The following is a 19,302-nucleotide window of genomic DNA, read 5'->3' as shown; positions in this document are numbered from 1 at the left end:
GCGGTCGGTCTCAGTAGGGGAGATTCGGCTTCGGCACGGGTGATTCAGCGGTGCCGTCGCTGAATGCGTTCTCCATCTTCTATTGGACCTCCCGCCGGGAGGCGGCCAGGCTTGAGTGAGTCCGGCGGCCGTGATCCACCGTCGCCCACCGGACGTCAACGTTCCTTGCGCGACAGGCGAAAGAGGTCACGAGCCCATGCACACCCGCCGTATCGGTGACGTCGAGGTCAGCGCGATCGGACTGGGCGCGATGCCCATGTCGATCGAGGGACGCCCGGACGAGGCGCGTTCCCTCGCCACGATCCACGCCGCGCTCGACGCCGGCGTGACCCTGATCGACACCGCTGACGCCTACCACCGGGACGCGCACGAGGTCGGCCACAACGAGACCCTGATCGCCAAGGCCCTCGCCTCCCACGACCGCGGCAAGGACGTCCTGGTCGCCACCAAGGGCGGCCATCTGCGCCCCGGCGACGGCAGTTGGACGCTGGACGGCAGCCCCCGCCACCTCAAGGCGGCCTGCGAGGCATCCCTGCGCCGGCTCGGCGTGGAGGCCATCGGGCTCTACCAGTTCCACCGTCCCGACCCGAGGGTGCCCTACGCCGAGTCGGTGGGCGCCGTGCGCGACCTGCTCGACGAGGGCAAGATCCTTATGGCCGGGATCTCCAACGCGAACCCGGACCGGATCCGGGAGGCGAACGAGATCCTCGGCGGCCGGCTGGTCTCCGTGCAGAACCAGTTCTCCCCGGCGTTCCGGTCCAGCGAGCCCGAGCTGCGCCTGTGCGACGAACTCGGTATCGCGTTCCTGCCCTGGAGCCCGCTCGGCGGTATCTCCCGCGCCCGTGAACTGGGCTCCGCGTACGCCCCGTTCGCCCGGGTCGCCGAGGCCCACGGGGTGAGTCCGCAGCGGGTGTGCCTGGCGTGGATGCTCGCCAAGTCGCCGGTCGTCGTGCCGATCCCGGGTGCGAGCCGGCCGGAGACGATCCTGGACTCGCTGGGCGCGACCGAGCTTGCGCTCACCGCCGAGGAGATCGCGGAGCTGGACGCCGTCTGAGACTCTTTCGGGATCGGTGGCCGACCGCGTGTGCAGTCCTTCCCCGAAGGGATCGGAAAGCGCTTGCCACGCATCCGGCGCCTTCACGGTCAAGCACAGCCCGGTCTGGCTGCTGCCGCTGATCACCGCGTCCATCATCGACACCGTCGTCCAGCACCAGCCGATCAGCAGGCTCTGGCTGAGCACCGGCGTCATCATGCTGATCCTGCTGGTCAACTACCCGCTGCACGTGCTGTACGTCCGGCTGCTGTACGGCAGCGTCCGCCGGATGGGCACCAGCCTGCGCTCCGCGCTGTGCACGCGTATGCAGCAGCTCTCCATCGGCTACCGCTCGCGCGTCAGTGCCGGTGTGCTGCAGGCCAAGGTCGTGCGTGACGTGGAGACCGTCGAGCAGATGGTGCAGCAGACCGCGGAGACGGGCCTCGGCGCGGGCATCGTGCTCATCGGCGGCCTCGTCATCATCGCCGAACGGACACCGGAGTTCGTGCCCGTCTTCCTCGTGATCGTGCCGGGCCGCGGCCCTGGTCGTCGCACGCCTCAGGGCACGGCTGCGCACCCACGGTGGTGTCGAGGATCCGCTGCCGTGACTCCGCCCCGTTCGCACGCTTCCTGCGCGTCGCCTGCGGCCTGGTCATGGGGTGCCTCTCCGGTTCGTACAAGGTCGCCCAGTGCTGAACGATCTTCGTCTGAAGCATCGTGTCGGGGCAGTGGTCCGGTGGCACACAGGAGGACCGCGGGCTCTCGGCCACGGACCCTCGCACGCTCAGGCGGCGCTGCTGCTGTGCGGCATCCCGTGCCGGCAGGTCAGGTCGTGCGCGCTGCCGAGGCTCGTCCACCAGCGCTCGCAGCACGCCGAGTCGAGCTCTGCCTGGACGATCGCCTCGGCGGCGTCGCCGGCCCGCCCGGCCCGCGCGACCAACTCCAGGAGCCACCGCCGCTGTTCGCCGATCACGGTCTCCCGTACGACGGCGATGAGCGGCACGAGACTGGCGGCGGCGAACAGGCAGGCGGCCCACACGGGGCCGTACCGGAACGCCAGGACCGTGGTCCAGGCGAGCCCCGCGCTCGTGGCGACGTAGAGAACACAGAGGAAGCGGCTGGAGTAGTTCATGGGCGTACACCGTCCTTGGGGCGGATCGATACCCCTTGTCCAACTGTGCACGGCCCGTTGGGGACTCGGGTGATTTTTACCACCGTGACCGACCAGGGCGGGTCACCGGTTATGTCTGGACGCGAATCGCGGGCTTCCCCTGGAACGCGGAGCGGTAGGCGTGCGGGGACGTGCCGACCACCCGGCGGAAGCGGTCGCGGAACGCCGTCGGTGACCCGAAGCCGGCCTGCCGTGCGATCCGTTCGATCGGGTGGTCGCTGTTCTCCAGCAGATACTGGGCCCGCCGCACCCGCGCCCGTAGCAGCCACTGCAGTGGAGTGGTGCCGGTCTGCTCGCGGAAGCGCCGGCTGAGGGTGCGCTCGCTCATGCCGGAGCGCTGCGCCATCTCCGCCAGGGTGACCTCCTTGGCCAGGTTGTCCTCGATCCACTCCAGGAGGGGTTCGAGCGCCGAGCCGCGTGGCACCGGCGGGTGCTCGTGCACGATGAACTGCGCCTGCCCGCCCTCCCGTTCCAGCGGTACGACGGCCATGCGCGCGGTGTGCGCGGCGACCGCCGAACCGAGGTCCCGCCGGATCATGTGCAGGCACATGTCCAGTCCCGCGGCGGCTCCGGCGGAAGTGAGGACCTGCCCGTTGTCGACGTACAGCACGTCGGGCTCCACCTCGACGTGCGGGAAGCGCCGGGCCAGGTCGTCGGTGGCCATCCAGTGGGTGGTGGCGCGCAACCCGTCCAGCAGCCCCGCCTCGGCCAGCACGAAGGCGCCCACACACACCGACGCGATCCGCGTTCCGGCTCGCGCCGCCTCCCGCAGGGCCGTCACCACGTCAGGGGAGGGCGCCCCGGTCCAGTCGCAGCCCGGCACGATGATCGTGTCCGCGTCCGCCAGTCCGTCGAGCCCCCGGTCGATCCGCAGCGCGAAGCCCTCGGTGGGCACCTCCGGCGACTCGGCGCACAGCCGCACCCGGTAGGGACGGCGGCCGTCCGGCAGCCGCGTCCAGCCGAACATCTGGAAGGGCGTCGCCATGTCGAACGGCACCACGTTGTCGAGAACCAGGATCGCCACGGTGTGCATGAGCGCCACTTTAAGCAGGTTCCCGCCAGCGACAGAAGCCCAGGTCGGGGGAGTGCGCGGAAGCCGACATGGCAGGCGAGGGCCGATTTCAGGGGGTGGCGAGAATCCGTTGGAAACTGTCATTTCAGCCGCTGTGCGATCAGTCGGGAGATCCCTACCGTGGGCCCGGTGACCAAGATCCTGCTCATCCTTCACGTCCTGGCCGCCATCGTCGCCGTCGGCCCCGTCACCGTCGCGGCCAGCATGTTCCCGCCGGCGGCGCGCCGCGTCCCGGAGGCGGACGGTGCCGTGGCGGTGGGCACCGTCCGGCTCCTGCACCGCATCTGCCGCGTCTACGCGGGCATCGGTGTCTCGGTCCCCGTCCTCGGCCTGGCCACAGCCCTGGCGATGGGTGTCCTCGGCAGCGGCTGGCTCATCACGTCCATCGGCCTGACCGCCGCGGCCGCCGGAATTCTGGTCGCCTTCGTCCTGCCCCGCCAGGAGGAACTCCTGGGGCAACTGGACGCCGAGAAGCCCGTCGAGCACGCGGCCACGGTGCAACTCGCGATGTTCACCGGCATCTTCAACCTGCTCTGGGCCACCGTCACCATCCTGATGATCGTCCGGCCGGGGTCGACGACGGGCGCCTGACCCGGGGACGGGCGGCCCGTTTCCCGGAAGCATTCGGTACGCGCCCGTCAAGCGCTCTGGCAGAATTCATACTTCAGGGTGCGTCCGCGCCTAGACTCGACAGCCGTGCCCAAATGCACACAGGGCCACGACAGGAAAGGCGCGTTGACGGGTGTTCCAGGATTCCCCCATTTACGACCGGCTCATCGCGGAGCGCGGCGACATCCCCACCCAGGTGCGTCGGGAGGCCGAACGCGTCAGCCGCGAAGTCGAGTTCGCCATGCAGCCGCTGCTGTCCGGCGGCTCCGTACCCGCTCCCGTACGGCCCGCACCCCCGGCCCCGACGTGGCAGCGCAGCGCCCTGCCGCCGGGCCCCGGGCAGCTCTGAGCCAGGTCATGTGGCCTTCGCGCTCACCCCGTTGACGTGCGCCTCCTGCCCGGCGACGGGCCGGGCGAGCCACTCGGCGATGGTGCGGGCGATCGGCTGGCCCGTGTCCACCTCGACGAACCCGAACTGACCTGACTGGTTGCACTCCAGGAACCACCACGTCCCGTCGGCGTCCTCGACGAAGTCGAAGGCGCCGTAGGCGAGTTCGGCGTCCCGCAGATAGGCGCGGACGGCCTCGGCGACCCGTGGCGCGACCTCGACGGGACGCCACGGCGTCGCGGACTCGGCGAAGCGGACGTCCACCTCGGCCTCGGCGCCGGTCGCCTTGCGGGCGGCCAGCAGCCGCTCGCCCACCGCGGTCAGACGTATGTCGGCCCGCTTGGCGACGCGCCGTTGTAGCAGGGTGGGGCCGAAGGCGACGGCGGAGAAGTCCGCGTCCGGAGCCACCCTGCTGGTCGGCACCGCCCGGGGCGGATCCTGCGGATGCGCGCCGGACACCGGCTTGACCACCAGATCCGGATACCGCGCGGCGAACTCTCTGGCGGCCTGGGGAAACGTCGTGATCAAGGTGGCCGGCACAGGCAGGCCGCAGCGCTGGGCCAGACGCAACTGCCAGGGCTTGTAACGGGCCCGGCGGGCCGCGTCGGGATGGTTCATCCAGCGCGCGTCACAGCCCCGCAGCATGCCGTACAGCGCCTGCCCGGCCTCCTCCGCGAGCCAGGCGGACGGCGCGGCCGCGCGCGCTGCCGGGGTCCCCGGCCTGCGCATCCAGACGGACCGCAGCCCGCCGATGCTCACCAGCCGTCCGGCGGCCGACAGATGCCCGCGGAAGGCACCGTGCACGAACTCGCCCGACAGCGCGACCCCGCCGGTCAGGTCGGCGGGATCGAGGCGGACCACCGGGACGCCCGTGGCGTTCAGGTGCACGACCACCATGTCCGCCGTCACGTCTTCTTCGCTGGTCAGAATCAAGACGGTCATCGTCGCCGACCTGTGTTCAGTCGTCGAAGTGAGTCTTCGAGCCGGCCGTGGACGTAGTCGTCCCGAGCTCTCGCAACAGCCCATGATCACTGGCGGCTATCCGCCCGTCACGGAGCACGTTCAACTGCAGCCCGGAGTCGTAGACGTACGGAGCGGTGACCTCCAACTCCGCTGCCGGCCGTGCATAGTTGAGCGCGAACGGTTGCATCGTCTCTCCCTCACAGGTGCTGCTCCGAACGAGCTTGGTCACCCGGCGCCGCCCCTCGGTCCGTCGACGCCCTTTGGTTTCCACTTACTTAAACGAATCGAACGAGTGGTTGGTTTCCTTACTTTCCGTAGTCAAGGGGGTCGGGCCGCCCGGTATCGGGAGAACGGCGCAGGGTACGCAGTGCCAGCAGGAGCACGCCGATGTCGTCCAGATACACCGGATCGGGCACCAGATCGGCCGGCAGCACGAAATAGAGGAGAGCGCCCCAGAACACCCATCGCGGTCCGGTCGGCAGCCCGGCGCGCCGCAGACTGCGCCGTGTGCGCACGAGCCGCACCAGCACCCCGACGGCCACGGCGAGCAGGACGGCCGCGAGGGCCACGGCGGCGACGATCAGTGTCGTGGTCGAATCCACGGACCCTCCTTCAGCCCTCGGTGCGCACCCAACGCACTGCTGGACGGATTCCCGGTTGTGGCGTGCGCATTGCATGACGGCCGTCACCTGGCGCAGCGCTTCACCCGTCAGGAGGGAAGACGCACAATCGGTCCGGACACCTGCCAGGTCAGGCACGTGGCCCGTTCGTCCCCGCACCGGAGCGCACCCGCCCGACGCAGTACACAGTGCGTACGACTCCTTCGCAGCCGTCGTACGCACCCGCGCGCACGCGCCCGCAGCCGGTTCCCGTGCTTCTCGTGCCCCCGCTAGCGGTCCGACGTCTCCGGCTGCTCCTCGACGGCCCTGGCCTCCTGGGCGGCGTCCGCGTCCGAGGCGGTCCGGCGGGAGCGGGCCGAGCCCTTGAGCCGCTCGAAGGTCCGGGTCAGCTGCTGCAGCGGGGACGCCGACGGGCCGGCGTGCGGCTGGGGCCGCGTGTCGGGCGCGAGGTCGGCGGACTCCCGGGAGGCGACCAGCGCCGCGTGCGCCTGCTCGGCCGCCTCCCGGTACAGGTCGCGGGACTTCGTCATGGCCTCCAGCGCGTCGGCGTACATCTTCACCAGCCTGCGCTCACGGGCGAGCTCCTCCTCGAGCGTCAGCAGCCGCCAGTCCTCCCGCAGGGCGGTGACGGCCTCCTCGGCGCCGTCCGGCAGGGGCCTGGGCAGCGCGGCGAAGCGCGTCACGGCATGGATGAGTTCGGCGGGCTCCGAGCCGTCGAGGAAGACACTGCGTACGGCGAAGTCGTCCACGCCGTAGTCGGACGGCGCCGGAGTCCCGGGCAGCACCACGGCACCCCCGCGCGGCACCTCGACGCCGGCGTCCCGCAGCGCCCAGTTGACGACGCGCAGCTGGCTCGGCGCCGCCCGGTGCTCGACGACCCGGTGCCGCAGGCCCGGCGGCAGCATCCCGGCCAGGGGGACGCGGCCGCGCTCGTCCGTCGACATGGCCTCGTGGACGACGACATGGATGCTCCAGCCGTCGCGCACGGAGTCCCGCAGCACGCGCCGTACGTCCTTGTCGTCCGCGGGCAGCGGGTTGATGTCCCGCAGGCGCAGGCCCGTGACCGCGTCGTGGTCCCAGGTTGCGTCCGGCTCCTGCGGCCAGAACTTGGCGGCCGGCGAGGGCCACCGCGGGTCCCACGGGGCCTCCGCCTCCGCGGCCAGCACCCAACTCTGACCGCCGCCGGAGTCGTGTTCGACGGTCAGCCGGGCTCGCACGGTCACGGACTCGGCGACCCGCCAGCGGGCCTCGAAGATCCACTCCTGGGCGCCCTCGGTCTCGGGCACCTCCAGGAAGTCGTCTATGGCCCCGCTGTCCTTGAGCTGCCGCAGACTGACCCGGAGGACGTCCTGCGCGGCGGATCCGAGGTGGCGGCCACGGGCCAACCACAGCGAGGGCGGGGGCGTGGGGCGGGCGCTGGAGGAGCTGGGCATGGGTCCATCTGTGGGCTGGGTGCGTACTTGTACCAGTATGGCCGCCACAGGTGATGGTCGACCGACCGGGGTGCGCACACGGGGTGTGTGCCGTCCGCACAGCCCGACTGCCGCTCACTCGTGGCCCGCACCACGCCCGTTCATGACAATGGCCCGGTGAGCAGGCCCCGCCCACCATCCGCATTGGGGCGGGTCCTGCTCACACCTCACCGCAGGCTCAGCCGTGGTAGGTGATGTAGCCGTTGCGGTCCGGGTCGTTCCCGCTCCTGGTGTAGGAGTGCGAGTCCGCGCCGGCGCCCGAGGGCTTGTACAGGTAGATCGAGTCCTTGTCGTTGTTCCACATGAAGTTGCAGTTGTCGCGGTAGACGACGTTGCGCGAGTCGGAGTCGGTCCCGTTGCCGCCCCGGAGCTTCACGTAGTCGCCGGGCTGCAGGTAGTGGTTCGCGGTGAAGGTGAAGCGGTTGCCGGCCTTGTCCTTCACGACGTAGCCCTTGAGGTTGACCGTGGTACCGGACGAGTAGTTCTTGATCGTCAGGTACTCCTCGTCGGTGTTGCCGGTGGAGCAGCTGTTGGAGTCGCTGCCGGGCGCGTCGTACTGGATGCCCTTGATCTTCAGCGCGGACGAGTACTCGGTGGCCTCGGCCGGTACGGCGGACAGTGCGGCGAGCGTGCCGGCGGCGACGGCAGTTGTGACGACAAGGCGTATGCGCATGGAGAATTACCCCCCTGTGTGGAGCTTCCGTGAAGATCAGGAGTGTATACAGCCATCGCGAGAGCTGTACCGACTTCACCGGAAGGCGAGACGCCGGTACTTCAGTGCGGGTAGGCCCGAGGTGGCCGCTGGTGGTCGAGTTCGTCGCGGAACTCCGCGATGACCGAGCTGATCTGGCGCATCAGCGTGGTGTTCTCCAGCCGGTCCAGATAGAGGTTGCGGCGGGCGAGGACGGGTGCGTCGACGCAGAAGTACAGGGCCATGAGGGGATTGACGAACAACTCGCCGTCCTTGGTCCGCTCCGTGAACCGGACGTCGCCGAAGTCGCCGCGTACGGCTGCGGCGACGGAACCCTGCACGATGCTCGGATGACTGGCCGTGCACCGCTGGGCGTGCTCCACCGCGTCGAGGTAGAGGACCGCCTCGCGGCTGTCGCGCGGCAACGAGAAGGCACCGAGGTAGCCGCCCTCGCGGTCCAGCGCGGCGAGGTTCTCCAGCACCAGGGAGTGGCTGACCCCGTGATAGGCGTCCACCCCGAAGCCGAGGCACGCCACCAGCCGCACCGGAACCCCGTCGAGCCCGGCCACGGCGGCCAGGCTCGCCATGTCCTCCTCGGGCGTGCCCAGCCCGTGTTCGTCGCCGCGCATCAGGATGTCGGTGCCGCCGTCGACCAGCACGATGGCGTCCACGCCGCCCAAGTGGTCCAGCAGCGCGCGATAGGCGGCCCTGAGCGGCCGGACGCCCGTGCGGGCGAACGCGTAGACGGTGTCGGGCAGGTCCTGCCGGCGGAGCCACTGGGCGAGTGTGCGCTCGGGGAAGTAGTCACCGCGGGCCGCGGTGTCCGGGCGTATCGCCGCGACGTCGTGGTCCACCCATACGTCGAGGTCCAGCCCGTACAGGTCCGCGAAGGACAGATTGGCGAGGTGGACCTCTTTGCCGGCCGCTCGCAGCGCGAGGGCCAGCGGGACACCGGCGTAGATGTCGAAACCGCCGCCGGCGCCGACGACGAGCACCCGCCGCGCAGTGCGCAGCCGCGTGAAGAAAGGAGGTTCGAGGAGTGAGAACACCGGGGGACGCTAACAGGCGGTGATCACCCCGAGCGCGCGAATTCCGGGAGGGCCGGTGGATCGAACCCCCGGCCCTCCCGGTCCGCGTCGGTGAGTTACGCGCCGCTCTCCCGCAGCATGTCCTCGCGCTCGACGATCTTCACGCGCTCACGGCCCTGCGGCTCGCCCAGCGCCTTCTCGGCGGCGTCGAGCTTGTACCAGCCCTCCCAGGTGGTGAAGCGGATCTCGCGCTCGGCGAGGAACGCCTCCACGGCCTCGGGCTCGGGCGAACCCGGCGTCTGCAGACGGCCGTTCGCGAAGTCGTCCAGCAGGTTCGACACCGTCTCGTTGGCGTCGCCCTTGGTGTGGCCGATCAGACCGACCGGGCCGCGGCGGATCCAGCCGGTGACGTACGTCGACTGCAGGTGCTCGCCGGACTCCTGGACGACCCGGCCGCCCTCGTCCGGGACGGTGCCGGAGTCGATGTCCCAGGGCAGCTTGGGGAGTTTGTCGGAGAGGTAGCCGACGGCACGGTAGATCGCCGTGACGTCCCAGTCCTTGAACTCGCCGGTGCCCTTGACGTTGCCGGTGCCGTCGAGGGCGGTGCGCTCGGTGCGCAGGCCGACGACCTTGCCGTCCTCGCCGAGGATCTCCGAGGGCGACTCGAAGAAGTGCAGGAACAGCTTGTGCTGCCGGTCGCCGACGTCGCGGATCGCCCAGTTCTCCAGGGTCTTGGCGACCATGTCGGCCTGCTTGTTGCCGCGCCGGGTCTCGATCGAGCCCTCGTCGTAGTCGATGTCCTCGGGGTCGACGATGACCTCGATGTTGGGGGAGTGGTCCAGCTCCCGCAGCTCCATCGGGGAGAACTTCGCCTGCGCCGGGCCACGGCGGCCGAAGACGTGGATCTCCAGCGCCTTGTTGGCCTTCAGGCCCTCGTACACGTTCGGCGGGATCTCCGTGGGCAGCAGCTCGTCCGCCGTCTTGGCCAGGACGCGGGCGACGTCCAGGGCGACGTTGCCGACGCCGAGGACGGCGACCTTCTCGGCCTCCAGCGGCCAGGTGCGCGGCACGTCCGGGTGGCCGTCGTACCAGGAGACGAAGTCGGCCGCGCCGTACGAGCCGTCGAGGTCGATGCCGGGTATGCGCAGCTCGCGGTCGGCCGTCGCGCCCGTGGAGAAGATCACCGCGTCGTAGAACGCGCGCAGGTCGTCCAGGCTGATGTCGTTCGGGTAGTCGACATTGCCGAAGAGGCGGATCTGCGGCTTGTCGAGCACCTGGTGGAGGGCCGTGATGATGCCCTTGATGCGGGGATGGTCGGGGGCGACGCCGTAGCGGATCAGTCCGAACGGCGCCGGCATACGCTCGAAGAGGTCGATGGACACACCGGGGTCGGCGGCCACGTCGGACTTGAGCAGGGCGTCGGCGGCGTAGATCCCGGCGGGGCCGGCTCCGACGATGGCTACCCGCAGGGGGCGGGGCATGATCAGGTTCCCTTCGAGCGGCGACAGAACGATCTCGTCGGGAAGCCTAAACTAAGGCAAGCCTAAGTCGGTACGCGGGTCCGGCCTATGAGCTCATAAACGCATTCTATGGGCTGGAAACCGTGGTTCGGTCACGGGGCACGGCCGAGGTGGTCGGCCGTGCCCCGCCGCTTCCCGGCTCCCGGTTGCCGGTCAGTCGAGGTGGTAACTGTCCCCGTACACCTGCCAGTCGAGGGGCGTTTCGAGGTCGAGGTTGCCCTTGCGCAGGAAGACCCGCTGGGCGGTGTCGACGCGGCTGGTGTCGCTGTGGGCCTCCTCCTGTTTCATGGCCCACACCCGCGCGTCCAGGAAGGCATGCAGGTAGGTGACCTCGTCGCCGCCCTGCGCCGGCGGCCGGGCCCGGTTCAGGGCGCGCCTGCGGATGTTGCGGAAGCTGGTGGGGTCGTCTCCGTCGCCGTGCATGACGATGGCGTCGTAGTACGCGAACTGGCCGAGGACGCGCAGCCCGTCCGTCTTGCCCTGTCGCACGGCCGGGTTGAAGTACACCCGGTCGCGCTCGTGGTCCTGGGCCCGCCGGAACTCCTGGTCCTGCGCGGCCCGCGCCCAGTCGCGGGGGTAGTGCGGGTCGAGCCCGTCGTGCGAGTCGGTGCCGTTGACCCGGCGCAGGGCCGGCAGGTAGGGGGCGAGGACGTTGCCCGGGCGGCGGTCGGCGTACAGCTCGACGAGGTCGAGCATGTCGCCCGTGCCGGAGCAGAAGCCGATGATGCCGGCGGTGTAGCCGCGGCCGTCGCCGATGTCCTCGATGTACTTGTACTGGGCCTTCCAGTCGAGCGAGGAGTTCTCCGCGCTCGACACCAGCTTCATGGCGATCTCCTTCTTCGCCGGGTCGTCGAGTCCCACCGCGGCGCAGAGCGCGGCGGCGCGGGGGGAGCCGATGAGCGGGACGGATGCCAGGGACGCGCCGATCAGGGCGAGGAGTGTGCGGCGCGACGTGTGCGTGGGGTGCTTCACGGCGGCTCCAAATGATGGTGGGGGGTGGGGAGTTGGCCGTACGTGAACTGATAGGAAGGTTTCCTATCAGACGCGGCTCACGAGAGACACCTGTCGCGTCAAAGGTTCGTACCAATCTACAAGGCAGGCACCGCTACGGCAGCGGCTGCTCCGCCCAGATCACCTTTCCGGCGGGCAGGTACCGCGTGCCCCAGCGCTCGGCGAGCTGCGCGACCAGGAACAGGCCACGCCCGCCCTCGTCCGTCATGGCCGCGTAGCGCAGGTGCGGCGAGGTGCTGCTGCTGTCGAAGACCTCGCAGATCAGGGTGCGGTCGCGCAGCATGCGGACGCGGATGGGCTCGCCGCCGTACCGGATCGCGTTGGTCACCAGCTCGCTGAGGATCAGCTCCGTGGTGAACGACAGCTCCTCCAGACCCCACTCCTCCAAGGTCCGCGTCACCGCGGAGCGCACCTGGGCGACGGCCGCCGGGTCGGACGGCACCTGCCACTCGGCGACCTGGGCGGGACCGAGCGCCCGCGTGCGGGCCACGAGCAGCGCGATGTCGTCGCTCGGCCGGGCCGGCAGCCTGTCCTCCAGCACGGCCTGGCAGGTCTCCTCCGGCGAATGCCCGGCCCGGGTCAGCGCGACGCGCAGCAGCTCCAGGCCCTCGTCGATGTCGTGCTCCCGGTCCTCCACGAGCCCGTCCGTGTAGAGCACGAGCCGGCTGTCCTCCGCGAGCTCCAGCTCGGCCGACTCGAACGGCAGCCCGCCCAGGCCCAGCGGGGGACCGGCGGGCACGTCGGGGAACTCCACGGTGCCGTCCGGGCGCACCAGCGCCGGCGGCGGATGACCGGCGCGGGCGACGGTGCACCGCCGGGACACCGGGTCGTAGACGGCGTACAGACAGGTCGCGCCGGTCACCGGGGCGCTGTCGCCCTCCTGCGCCTCGTCCTGGTCGATGCGGGCGACCAGCTCGTCGAGGAGCGCGAGCAGTTCGTCGGGCGGCAGGTCCAGTGCGGAGAAGTTGTGCACGGCCGTTCGCAGCCGGCCCATGGTGGCCGCCGCGTGCAGCCCGTGGCCCACCACGTCCCCCACCACCAGCGCCACCCGGGCCCCGGACAGCGGCAGCACGTCGAACCAGTCGCCGCCCACGCCGGCCTGCGCCGGCAGGTACCGGTAGGCGATGTCCAGGGCGTTCTGCTCGGGCAGACTGCGGGGCAGCAGGCTGCGCTGCAGGGTCACCGCCATGCTGTGCTCGCGGGTGTACCGGCGGGCGTTGTCGATGGACACCGCGGCCCGGGCGACCAGCTCCTCGGCGAGCGCGACCTCCTCGCCGTCGAACGGCTCGCCCTTCTGCGACCGCCAGAAGCTGACCACACCCAGCACCAGGGCACCCGCCCTGAGCGGCACCGCGATCAGCGAGTGGATGCCGAACTCCACCACCTGCGCCGACCGCTCCAGATCCTGGGCCCGCCACCCTGGCGCCGCCTGCAGCCGCGGCTCGACGACGGCGTGCCCGTCGCTGAGCGCGCGGGCCTGCGGCGAGGAGTCGACGAAACGGATCTGCTCGCCCACCGGATACAGCGGCGCGTCCTTGCGTATCCCGCTGAACGCCGTGCGCCGCAGCAGTGTCACCGCCTCCGGCTGACCGCCCCCGAGCACGGCGTCGAACAGGTCGACGGTGGCGAAGTCCGCGAACCGCGGCACCGCGAGTTCCGCCAGCTCCTCGGCGGTGCGGGTGACGTCGAGGCTGGTGCCGATGCCCACCCCGGCGTCGTACAGCATGTTCAGGCGCTCGCGGGCCTCCTCGGCCCGGCCGGACAGGGCCCGCAGCTCCGTGGAGTCGCGCAGCGTGGCGACACTGCCGGACGGCCGGCCCCGGAGGTAGGTGGGCCGCTGGTTGACCGCCAGCAGCCGGTCCGCCACCAGGTGCACCTCGTCCGTGGCCATCCGGCCGGAGTCCAGCAGCTCGGCGGTGTCCGAGGCGAGACCGAGGTCGAGGACCCGGCGCCCCTCCGCGTTCTCGGGCAGGTCCAGCAGGCGGTGCGCCTCGTCGTTGGCGAGCAGCAGCTTCCCCTCGCCGCCGACGATGATCACGCCCTCCCGGACGGCGTGCAGCACGGCGTCGTGGTGCTCGTACATGCGGGTCATCTCGTGCGGGCCCAGGCCGTGCGTCTGCCGCAGCAGCCGCTTGCTGACCAGCGCGGTGCCCGCCGTGGACAGGGCGAGCGCCACCGCCGCCGCGGTCAGCAGGAGCGGCAGCTGACGGTCCGCGGTACCGCCCACGGTCGCCTTCGTCACGCCGGCCGACACCAGCCCGACGACCTTCCCGTCCGGGTCCTTGATGGGCACCACCGCCTGCACCAGCGGCCCGATGGTGCCCGTGATCTCCTCGACCACGACGCCCCCGGCCAGCGCGGGTTCGATGTTCCCGACGAACGTCTTCCCGATGCGGTCCGGCTTGGGATGGGTGTAGCGGACGCCGTCGGTGTTCATGACGACGATGAAGTCCACGCCCGTCGCCTCGCGCGCCGCCTCGGCCCGCGGTTGCAGCACGGCGGTGGGATCCGGGCTCTCCAGCGCCTCACGGGTGCCCGGCGCGTTCGCGAACGCCTCGGCGACCGCCACCGAACGATGCCGGGCCTCCTGCGTGGTGTCGTACCGCACCTGCAGCACCAGGGCCACCACGGCGGCGACGACCAGCAGCAGCACGATCACCACCTGGAGCAGGAACACCTGTCCGGCGACGCTGCGCCCGCCCACGGCCGACCGCAACCGGGAGAACCGGCCCTTGCGCGGCTCCTCCTCGTGCGTGTCGGGCGGCGTTCCCCGTTCGGGCATCCCAAAGACGCGGTCGGGCGCACCGGGTGCGCTCAGACCGCTGGGACGACGGGCCGACCGGGCCCCGGATCGACCCAATAGTCGGACCATGTGCCCATGTCTACACTGCCGGGCCCCAGGAGGCGAGAGACGTCACGGAACGTGACAGGACCCGCTCGCCCGCACACAGGATGATCACGGGAGCGATACACCGAATCCGGGCAACTCCCGTCCCCGTCACAGGGATACGCGGACGCGGGCACCGCCGGAGCGCGGCTGTGGCGAGGCCCGCGCGCCCTCACTTCCGGCGCAGCGGGGCGATCCGCCGCGTGGCCAGCAGCAGCGCGATGTCGTCGGGGCGGTCCGCCGTGTGCCGGGCCTTCGCGGTGAGCCTGTCGGCGACCCCGCCCAGCGCGCGCCCGCCCCCGCGCGCGGCCGGGGCGCCGGCCCGGGCCAGCGCCACCCGCAGCGCGCTGATCCCCTCGTCGATGTCGACACCGGGCCGCTCGACCAGCCCGTCCGTGTACAGCGCCAGCACGGCACCGGGCTCCATCCGCAGCTCCGTCACCGGGTAGAGGGCCAGGGGATCCACGCCGAGCACCACACCGCCGGGCAGGTCGATGACATGGGTACGGCCGTCCGGGCGGCGCAGCAGCGGCCGCGGGTGCCCGGCCACGGCCGCCCGCGCGACGCCGGTCACGGGATCCAGGCGGATGTAGCAGCAGCTCGCGAACAGTCCGGAGTCGAGGTCGATGAGCAGCCTGTTGGTGCCGCTCATGACCTCGTCGGGCGGCCGGTCCCCGAAGGCGAAGGCCCGCACCGCGGTGCGCAGCTGCCCCATGGTCGCCGCGGCCTGCACCCCGTGCCCCTGCACATCGCCGATCACCAGGGCGATCCCGTCGCCGGCGGCGATGACGTCGTACCAGTCCCCGCCCACCTCCATGCCCTGGGTGCCGGGCAGATAGCGTCCGGCGGTCTCCAGCAGCGGGTGCTGCGACAGCCGCCGCGGCAGCAGCGCCTGCTGCAGCCCGCGGGCCAGCGCCGCCTCGCTCTCGTAGCGCCGCGCCTTCTCCATGGCGTGCGCGATCAGCCCCGCCATCGCGGTCAGCACCGTGCGTTCCTCGGTGCTGAAGCTGCGCGGACGGTCGAAGCCGAGGATGCAGGAGCCGACGGGGCGCCCGGAGGCGATCAGCGGGAGGAAGGCGCGGGCGCCCTCCGTCGCGTCCAGGGCGATGCCCGGGTAGGCGTCGGCGAGGTCCTGCATCGAGTCGAAGAACAGCGGGCGCCCACTGGTCAGCGTCTCGACCCCGGGCAGCCGCTCGTCCAGGCCCACACCGTCGAACGGGGCGAGGAACCCTTTGGGGAAGCCCGCCTCCCAGGCCAGGAACAGATGCCGCTCCTGCAGCAGGTAGATGGCCAGCCGCCGACCGCCGAACGCGGGCAGCAGCTCCCGCATCACCACGGCGGACACCTGCCGTGCCGTGACCGCCTCCGTCAGCGCGATGGCGAGGACGATGGGGCGGTACAGGGGAGCCAGCGACGGCGTACCGGCCGTCTCCGGCGTGCCGTGCGCCTCCGGCGGACCGGACGGGCTGTCGGTCATCCGGTGTCCCGGGCGGAGCGTGCAGGTCAGCAGGTCCGGGCCGGGGTAGAGGGAAACGGCGAGCCAGTCGCCGCCGAACGGGCGGGCGGCGGTCTCACGCCCGTGGGCGGACGGTCTGCGGATGTGGAAGTGCACCGGATCCGGAGACAGCAGCGCTCCGCGCAGATGATCCTCGACGGCGGGCTGGTTCAGCCACGGCACCCCCTCCCACAGCGGCCGCCCCAGCAGCTCGGTACGCGGCCGGCGCAGCAGCGCCGCCGCCCGCGGATTCGCGTAGACGACCGTTCCCACCCGGTCCAGGCAGAACACCCCGTCCGGCAGCAGATCGGCCGCCGCGTCCGCCACCGTGCCCGGCCCCGGGTCGAGGACGACACCGCGCACGCCCCGCACCCCGGAGCGCGCCGGGTCGTCGTACGGCCCCCAGACCTCGACGAGCCGCAGCGTCCCGTCCGCCGAGCGCGCGTACAGCGGCAGCGCCGGTGGCCGGCCTCCGGCCGCCTCCCGCAGAGCCGCCAGGATCCGCTCCGCGTCACCCGGCGCGACATCCCGCGCGAACGCCTCCGCGGTGCCGTCGGCCTCCTCCGCGGCCCGGCCCAGTACGAGGTTCAGCCGCTCGTCCGCCGTCACGACGTCCGTCTGCGGATCCCACGCGAACCGGCCCAGGCGCCCCGAGGGCGAACGGCCGGCGGGCGGGCGTACACACACCGGCCCGGCATCCCAGGACGCCGCCGACGCGTCCCCGTCCTCCAGCTTCTCCAGCGCCATCCCCAGCTCCTCGGCCAGGTGCGCCATGCGCTCGCGCACGGGCAGCAGCTCCGTGGCGTCCGACGCCGAGGGCCGCAGCACGGTGAGTACTCCGAAGACGGTGGAGCCGCGCATGACGGGCACGTGCAGGGAGCCGAACTGGAACGGCAGGCCGGCCGCGAACTGCGGATAGCGGCGCATCGTCTCCGTCGCGTTCGGCAGCGCCACCTCGACGCCGAGCCGGTAGGCGTCCGCGACGGGGAACGGCCGGTCCACGTGCAGCCGCCACCACGGCCGGAACAACGGCCCCGGCAACCCCTCCAGGACTGCCAGACGCAGCAGTCCGGGCGTGCTTGAGCGCAGATAGACCCCACCCGCGTGGCCACCGGCCGCGCTGATCGCCTCCGCCGAGGCATCGATCAGCAACGCCGCCAGCCTGCCGGACGTCCGCTCTGCGCCTTCGGCGCTCCCAGTCATCGGCCCTACCTCGTTCGTACGCCCTCACGCGTGCGACACAGCAAGAATGCGCCACGACGCACCTTGCCCGCACCTGGGCGGCTTGACCAGGGGTCTGCGGGACCGGAGTGAAACAGGGGTCCGGGCGCCGCCGGGGCCATGCCACCGGCCTCGACCGGATGTACCGGAAACCCGCAACCGCGCGGCAGCCCGCCCCGTTGTCGCTGCGGGGTCCGCACAGCACCGACCCGACGGCACAGGGGTCGGCAAGGCGGACGCTCTCGGGAAGACTCGGATACGTGAGCCGCCGACGCGGCACAGGCAGGAGACAGCCCCATGGAGTACTACGACCTCGGCACCCACACCCGCTCCGTGACCACGTCCTCCGCCCAGGCCCAGCTCTGGTTCGACCGAGGGCTGACATGGACGTACGCCTTCCATCACGAGGAGGCCGTCGCCTGCTTCGAGGCCGCCGTCGCGGCGGACCCCGACTGCGCCATGGCGCACTGGGGCATCGCCTACGCGCTCGGCCCGAACTACAACAAACCCTGGGAGTTCTTCGACGACCAGGATCTGGCCCGCACCGTGGACCGCACCCACGCCGCCGTGGAGCTGGCCCACGAGAAGGCGGCGACCGCGACCCCCGTCGAACGGGCACTGATCGCCGCCCTGCGCGCCCGCTACCCGCAGGCCAAGGCCGTGGAGGACTGCTCGGTCTGGAACGCCCCGTACGCCGAAAGCATGCGCGCGGTCTACGAACTCGCCCCCGACGACCCGGACATCGCCACCCTGTTCGCCGACGCGCTGATGAACCTCACGCCCTGGCAGCTGTGGGACCTCAGGACCGGCAAGCCGGCCGAGGGCGCGCGCACGCTGGAGGCCAAGGCAGTCCTCGACCGGGCCCTCGCCACCGACGCGGGACGCGACCATCTGGGTGTGGTGCACCTGTACATCCACCTGATGGAGATGTCCCCGACACCCGAGGTGGCGCTGCCCGTCGCGGACCGGCTGCGCGGCCTGGTGCCCGACGCCGGGCACCTCCTCCACATGCCCTCCCACCTGGAGGTGCTCTGCGGCGACTACCGGCGGGTGGTCTCGGACAACACCTCGGCGATCGCGGCCGACGAGAAGTACCACGCCCGAGCCGGGGCGATGAACTTCTACACCCTGTACCGCTCGCACAACTACCACTTCAAGATCTACGGCGCGATGTTCCTCGGCCAGTCCCGGGTCGCCCTCGAGACCGCCGCGCAGCTCGAGGCCTCCATCCCGGAGGACCTGCTGCGGGTGCCCAGCCCTCCCATGGCCGACTGGCTGGAGAGCTTCCTCGCCATGCGCGTCCACGCCCTGATCCGCTTCGGCCGCTGGGACGAGATCCTGGACCTGGCGCTGCCCGCCGACCCCGAGCTGTACTGCGTGACGACCGCGATGATCCACTACGCCCGCGGCGTCGCGCTCTCCTCGACCCACCAGGTCCTGGAGGCGGAGGCGGAACGCCGGCTCTTCCGCGAGGCGGTGGCCCGGGTCCCCGAGACGCGCATGCTCTTCAACAACACCTGCGCCGACATCCTCGCCATCGCCTCGGCGATGCTCGACGGCGAACTCGAATACCGCAAGGGCGATCACGACGCCGCCTTCGCCGCTCTGGAACGCTCCATCGAGCTGGACGACAACCTTCCCTACGACGAGCCGTGGGGCTGGATGCAGCCCACCCGGCACGCCTACGGCGCGCTCCTGCTCGAACAGGGGCGGGTCGAGGAGGCCGAGGCGGTCTACCGTGCCGACCTCGGCCTCGACGGCACCCTTCCGCGCGCCCTGCAGCACCCGGGCAACGTCTGGTCCCTGCACGGCCTCCACGAGTGCCTGATGCGCCGGGGCAAGGTGGAGGAGGCCCAGATGGTGGCCCAGCAACTGCGTCTCGCCGTCGCGCTGGCGGACGTACCGATCGAGGCGTCCTGCTTCTGCCGGCTCGACATCCACCAGGGCACCGGCCCCGAGGACGGCTGCTGCGCCGACTGACGGAGAGGCGGGCACGCAGGCCGGCCGCAGCTCACTCGCGGCGACGTCCGGGAAGACGTGGAGCAGCGTGGGTGAGGGGCATGCGCAATCGGGACGGGACCGGTAGGTTCGCCGAGTGAAGTCAAATTCACAGGCGCCCCG

At 71.4% G+C, this 19,302-nt stretch carries 16 protein-coding genes and 1 pseudogene; 5 read left to right on the top strand and 12 right to left on the bottom strand.

Annotation, left to right across the window (positions count from 1 at the left end; all coding sequences use genetic code 11):
* Positions 1-196: 196 nt before the first annotated feature.
* Positions 197-1,054, top strand: coding sequence for an aldo/keto reductase (locus tag EJ357_RS02340; protein ID WP_126388106.1), 858 nt, complete (start codon positions 197-199; stop codon positions 1,052-1,054).
* Positions 1,051-1,614: pseudogene (locus EJ357_RS02335) on the top strand (ABC transporter transmembrane domain-containing protein); the annotation flags it as partial. The gene EJ357_RS02340 and the pseudogene EJ357_RS02335, both read left to right, overlap by 4 nt.
* Positions 1,615-1,817: 203 nt before the next feature.
* Here EJ357_RS02335 and EJ357_RS02325 read toward each other — a convergent pair.
* Both EJ357_RS02325 and EJ357_RS02320 read right to left on the bottom strand, forming a co-directional pair.
* Positions 1,818-2,165: a hypothetical protein gene (locus EJ357_RS02325; protein WP_126388104.1), complete on the bottom strand. Its 348-nt coding sequence runs from the start codon at positions 2,163-2,165 to the stop codon at positions 1,818-1,820.
* A gap of 109 nt (positions 2,166-2,274) precedes the next feature.
* Entirely contained in the window at positions 2,275-3,237 is a 963-nt protein-coding gene (locus EJ357_RS02320; RefSeq protein ID WP_126388102.1) for a GlxA family transcriptional regulator, read from the bottom strand.
* Positions 3,238-3,405: 168 nt separating this feature from the next.
* On the opposite strand from EJ357_RS02320, the gene EJ357_RS02315 reads away from it, so the two are divergent.
* Both EJ357_RS02315 and EJ357_RS02310 read left to right on the top strand, forming a co-directional pair.
* Positions 3,406-3,867 (top strand): DUF2269 family protein, encoded by a 462-nt coding sequence (locus EJ357_RS02315; RefSeq protein ID WP_126388100.1) that lies wholly within the window; start codon positions 3,406-3,408, stop codon positions 3,865-3,867.
* 151 nt (positions 3,868-4,018) lie between these two features.
* Positions 4,019-4,234 carry a hypothetical protein gene (locus EJ357_RS02310; RefSeq protein WP_126388098.1) on the top strand — a complete coding sequence of 72 codons (216 nt, stop codon included), beginning with the start codon at positions 4,019-4,021 and terminating at the stop codon, positions 4,232-4,234.
* A gap of 6 nt (positions 4,235-4,240) precedes the next feature.
* Here the strand turns inward: EJ357_RS02310 and tgmB are convergent, their stop codons facing one another.
* The 10 genes from tgmB to EJ357_RS02260 form a co-directional block, all read right to left on the bottom strand.
* A complete protein-coding gene (tgmB, locus tag EJ357_RS02305; protein WP_126388096.1) occupies positions 4,241-5,215 on the bottom strand; it encodes an ATP-grasp ribosomal peptide maturase in 975 nt (324 codons plus the stop codon).
* Positions 5,216-5,231: 16 nt separating this feature from the next.
* The gene (tgmA, locus tag EJ357_RS02300; protein WP_126388094.1) at positions 5,232-5,423 is read right to left on the bottom strand and encodes a putative ATP-grasp-modified RiPP; all 192 of its coding nucleotides are present in this window, start codon (positions 5,421-5,423) and stop codon (positions 5,232-5,234) included.
* Positions 5,424-5,541: 118 nt separating this feature from the next.
* The gene (locus tag EJ357_RS02295) at positions 5,542-5,838 is read right to left on the bottom strand and encodes a DUF1232 domain-containing protein (RefSeq protein ID WP_175647282.1); all 297 of its coding nucleotides are present in this window, start codon (positions 5,836-5,838) and stop codon (positions 5,542-5,544) included.
* A gap of 287 nt (positions 5,839-6,125) precedes the next feature.
* Positions 6,126-7,289, bottom strand: a complete 1,164-nt coding sequence (locus tag EJ357_RS02290) for a hypothetical protein (protein ID WP_126388092.1) — start codon at positions 7,287-7,289, stop codon at positions 6,126-6,128.
* A 217-nt stretch (positions 7,290-7,506) separates the two neighbouring features.
* Positions 7,507-8,001, bottom strand: coding sequence for a lamin tail domain-containing protein (locus EJ357_RS02285; RefSeq protein ID WP_126388090.1), 495 nt, complete (start codon positions 7,999-8,001; stop codon positions 7,507-7,509).
* Positions 8,002-8,102: 101 nt separating this feature from the next.
* Positions 8,103-9,068, bottom strand: coding sequence for a DUF1152 domain-containing protein (locus EJ357_RS02280; RefSeq protein ID WP_126388088.1), 966 nt, complete (start codon positions 9,066-9,068; stop codon positions 8,103-8,105).
* A gap of 95 nt (positions 9,069-9,163) precedes the next feature.
* The gene (locus EJ357_RS02275) at positions 9,164-10,528 is read right to left on the bottom strand and encodes an FAD-dependent oxidoreductase (protein ID WP_126388086.1); all 1,365 of its coding nucleotides are present in this window, start codon (positions 10,526-10,528) and stop codon (positions 9,164-9,166) included.
* A gap of 192 nt (positions 10,529-10,720) precedes the next feature.
* Complete coding sequence (locus EJ357_RS02270; RefSeq protein WP_126388084.1) at positions 10,721-11,539, bottom strand: chitosanase; 819 nt, start codon at positions 11,537-11,539, stop codon at positions 10,721-10,723.
* A 133-nt stretch (positions 11,540-11,672) separates the two neighbouring features.
* Complete coding sequence (locus EJ357_RS02265) at positions 11,673-14,360, bottom strand: SpoIIE family protein phosphatase (protein WP_407698461.1); 2,688 nt, start codon at positions 14,358-14,360, stop codon at positions 11,673-11,675.
* A gap of 277 nt (positions 14,361-14,637) precedes the next feature.
* The gene (locus EJ357_RS02260; RefSeq protein WP_126388082.1) at positions 14,638-17,163 is read right to left on the bottom strand and encodes a SpoIIE family protein phosphatase; all 2,526 of its coding nucleotides are present in this window, start codon (positions 17,161-17,163) and stop codon (positions 14,638-14,640) included.
* A gap of 315 nt (positions 17,164-17,478) precedes the next feature.
* Here EJ357_RS02260 and EJ357_RS02255 point away from each other — a divergent pair, with 315 nt between their 5' ends.
* Entirely contained in the window at positions 17,479-19,161 is a 1,683-nt protein-coding gene (locus EJ357_RS02255; protein ID WP_126388080.1) for a tetratricopeptide repeat protein, read from the top strand.
* The last annotated feature ends 141 nt before the right edge of the window (positions 19,162-19,302 follow it).

This window comes from Streptomyces cyaneochromogenes, from assembly GCF_003963535.1.
In the GTDB taxonomy this organism is placed as follows: domain Bacteria; phylum Actinomycetota; class Actinomycetes; order Streptomycetales; family Streptomycetaceae; genus Streptomyces; species Streptomyces shaanxiensis.
Note: the sequence above shows the minus strand (reverse complement) of the source record. Positions and strands in the feature narration are given on the sequence as shown.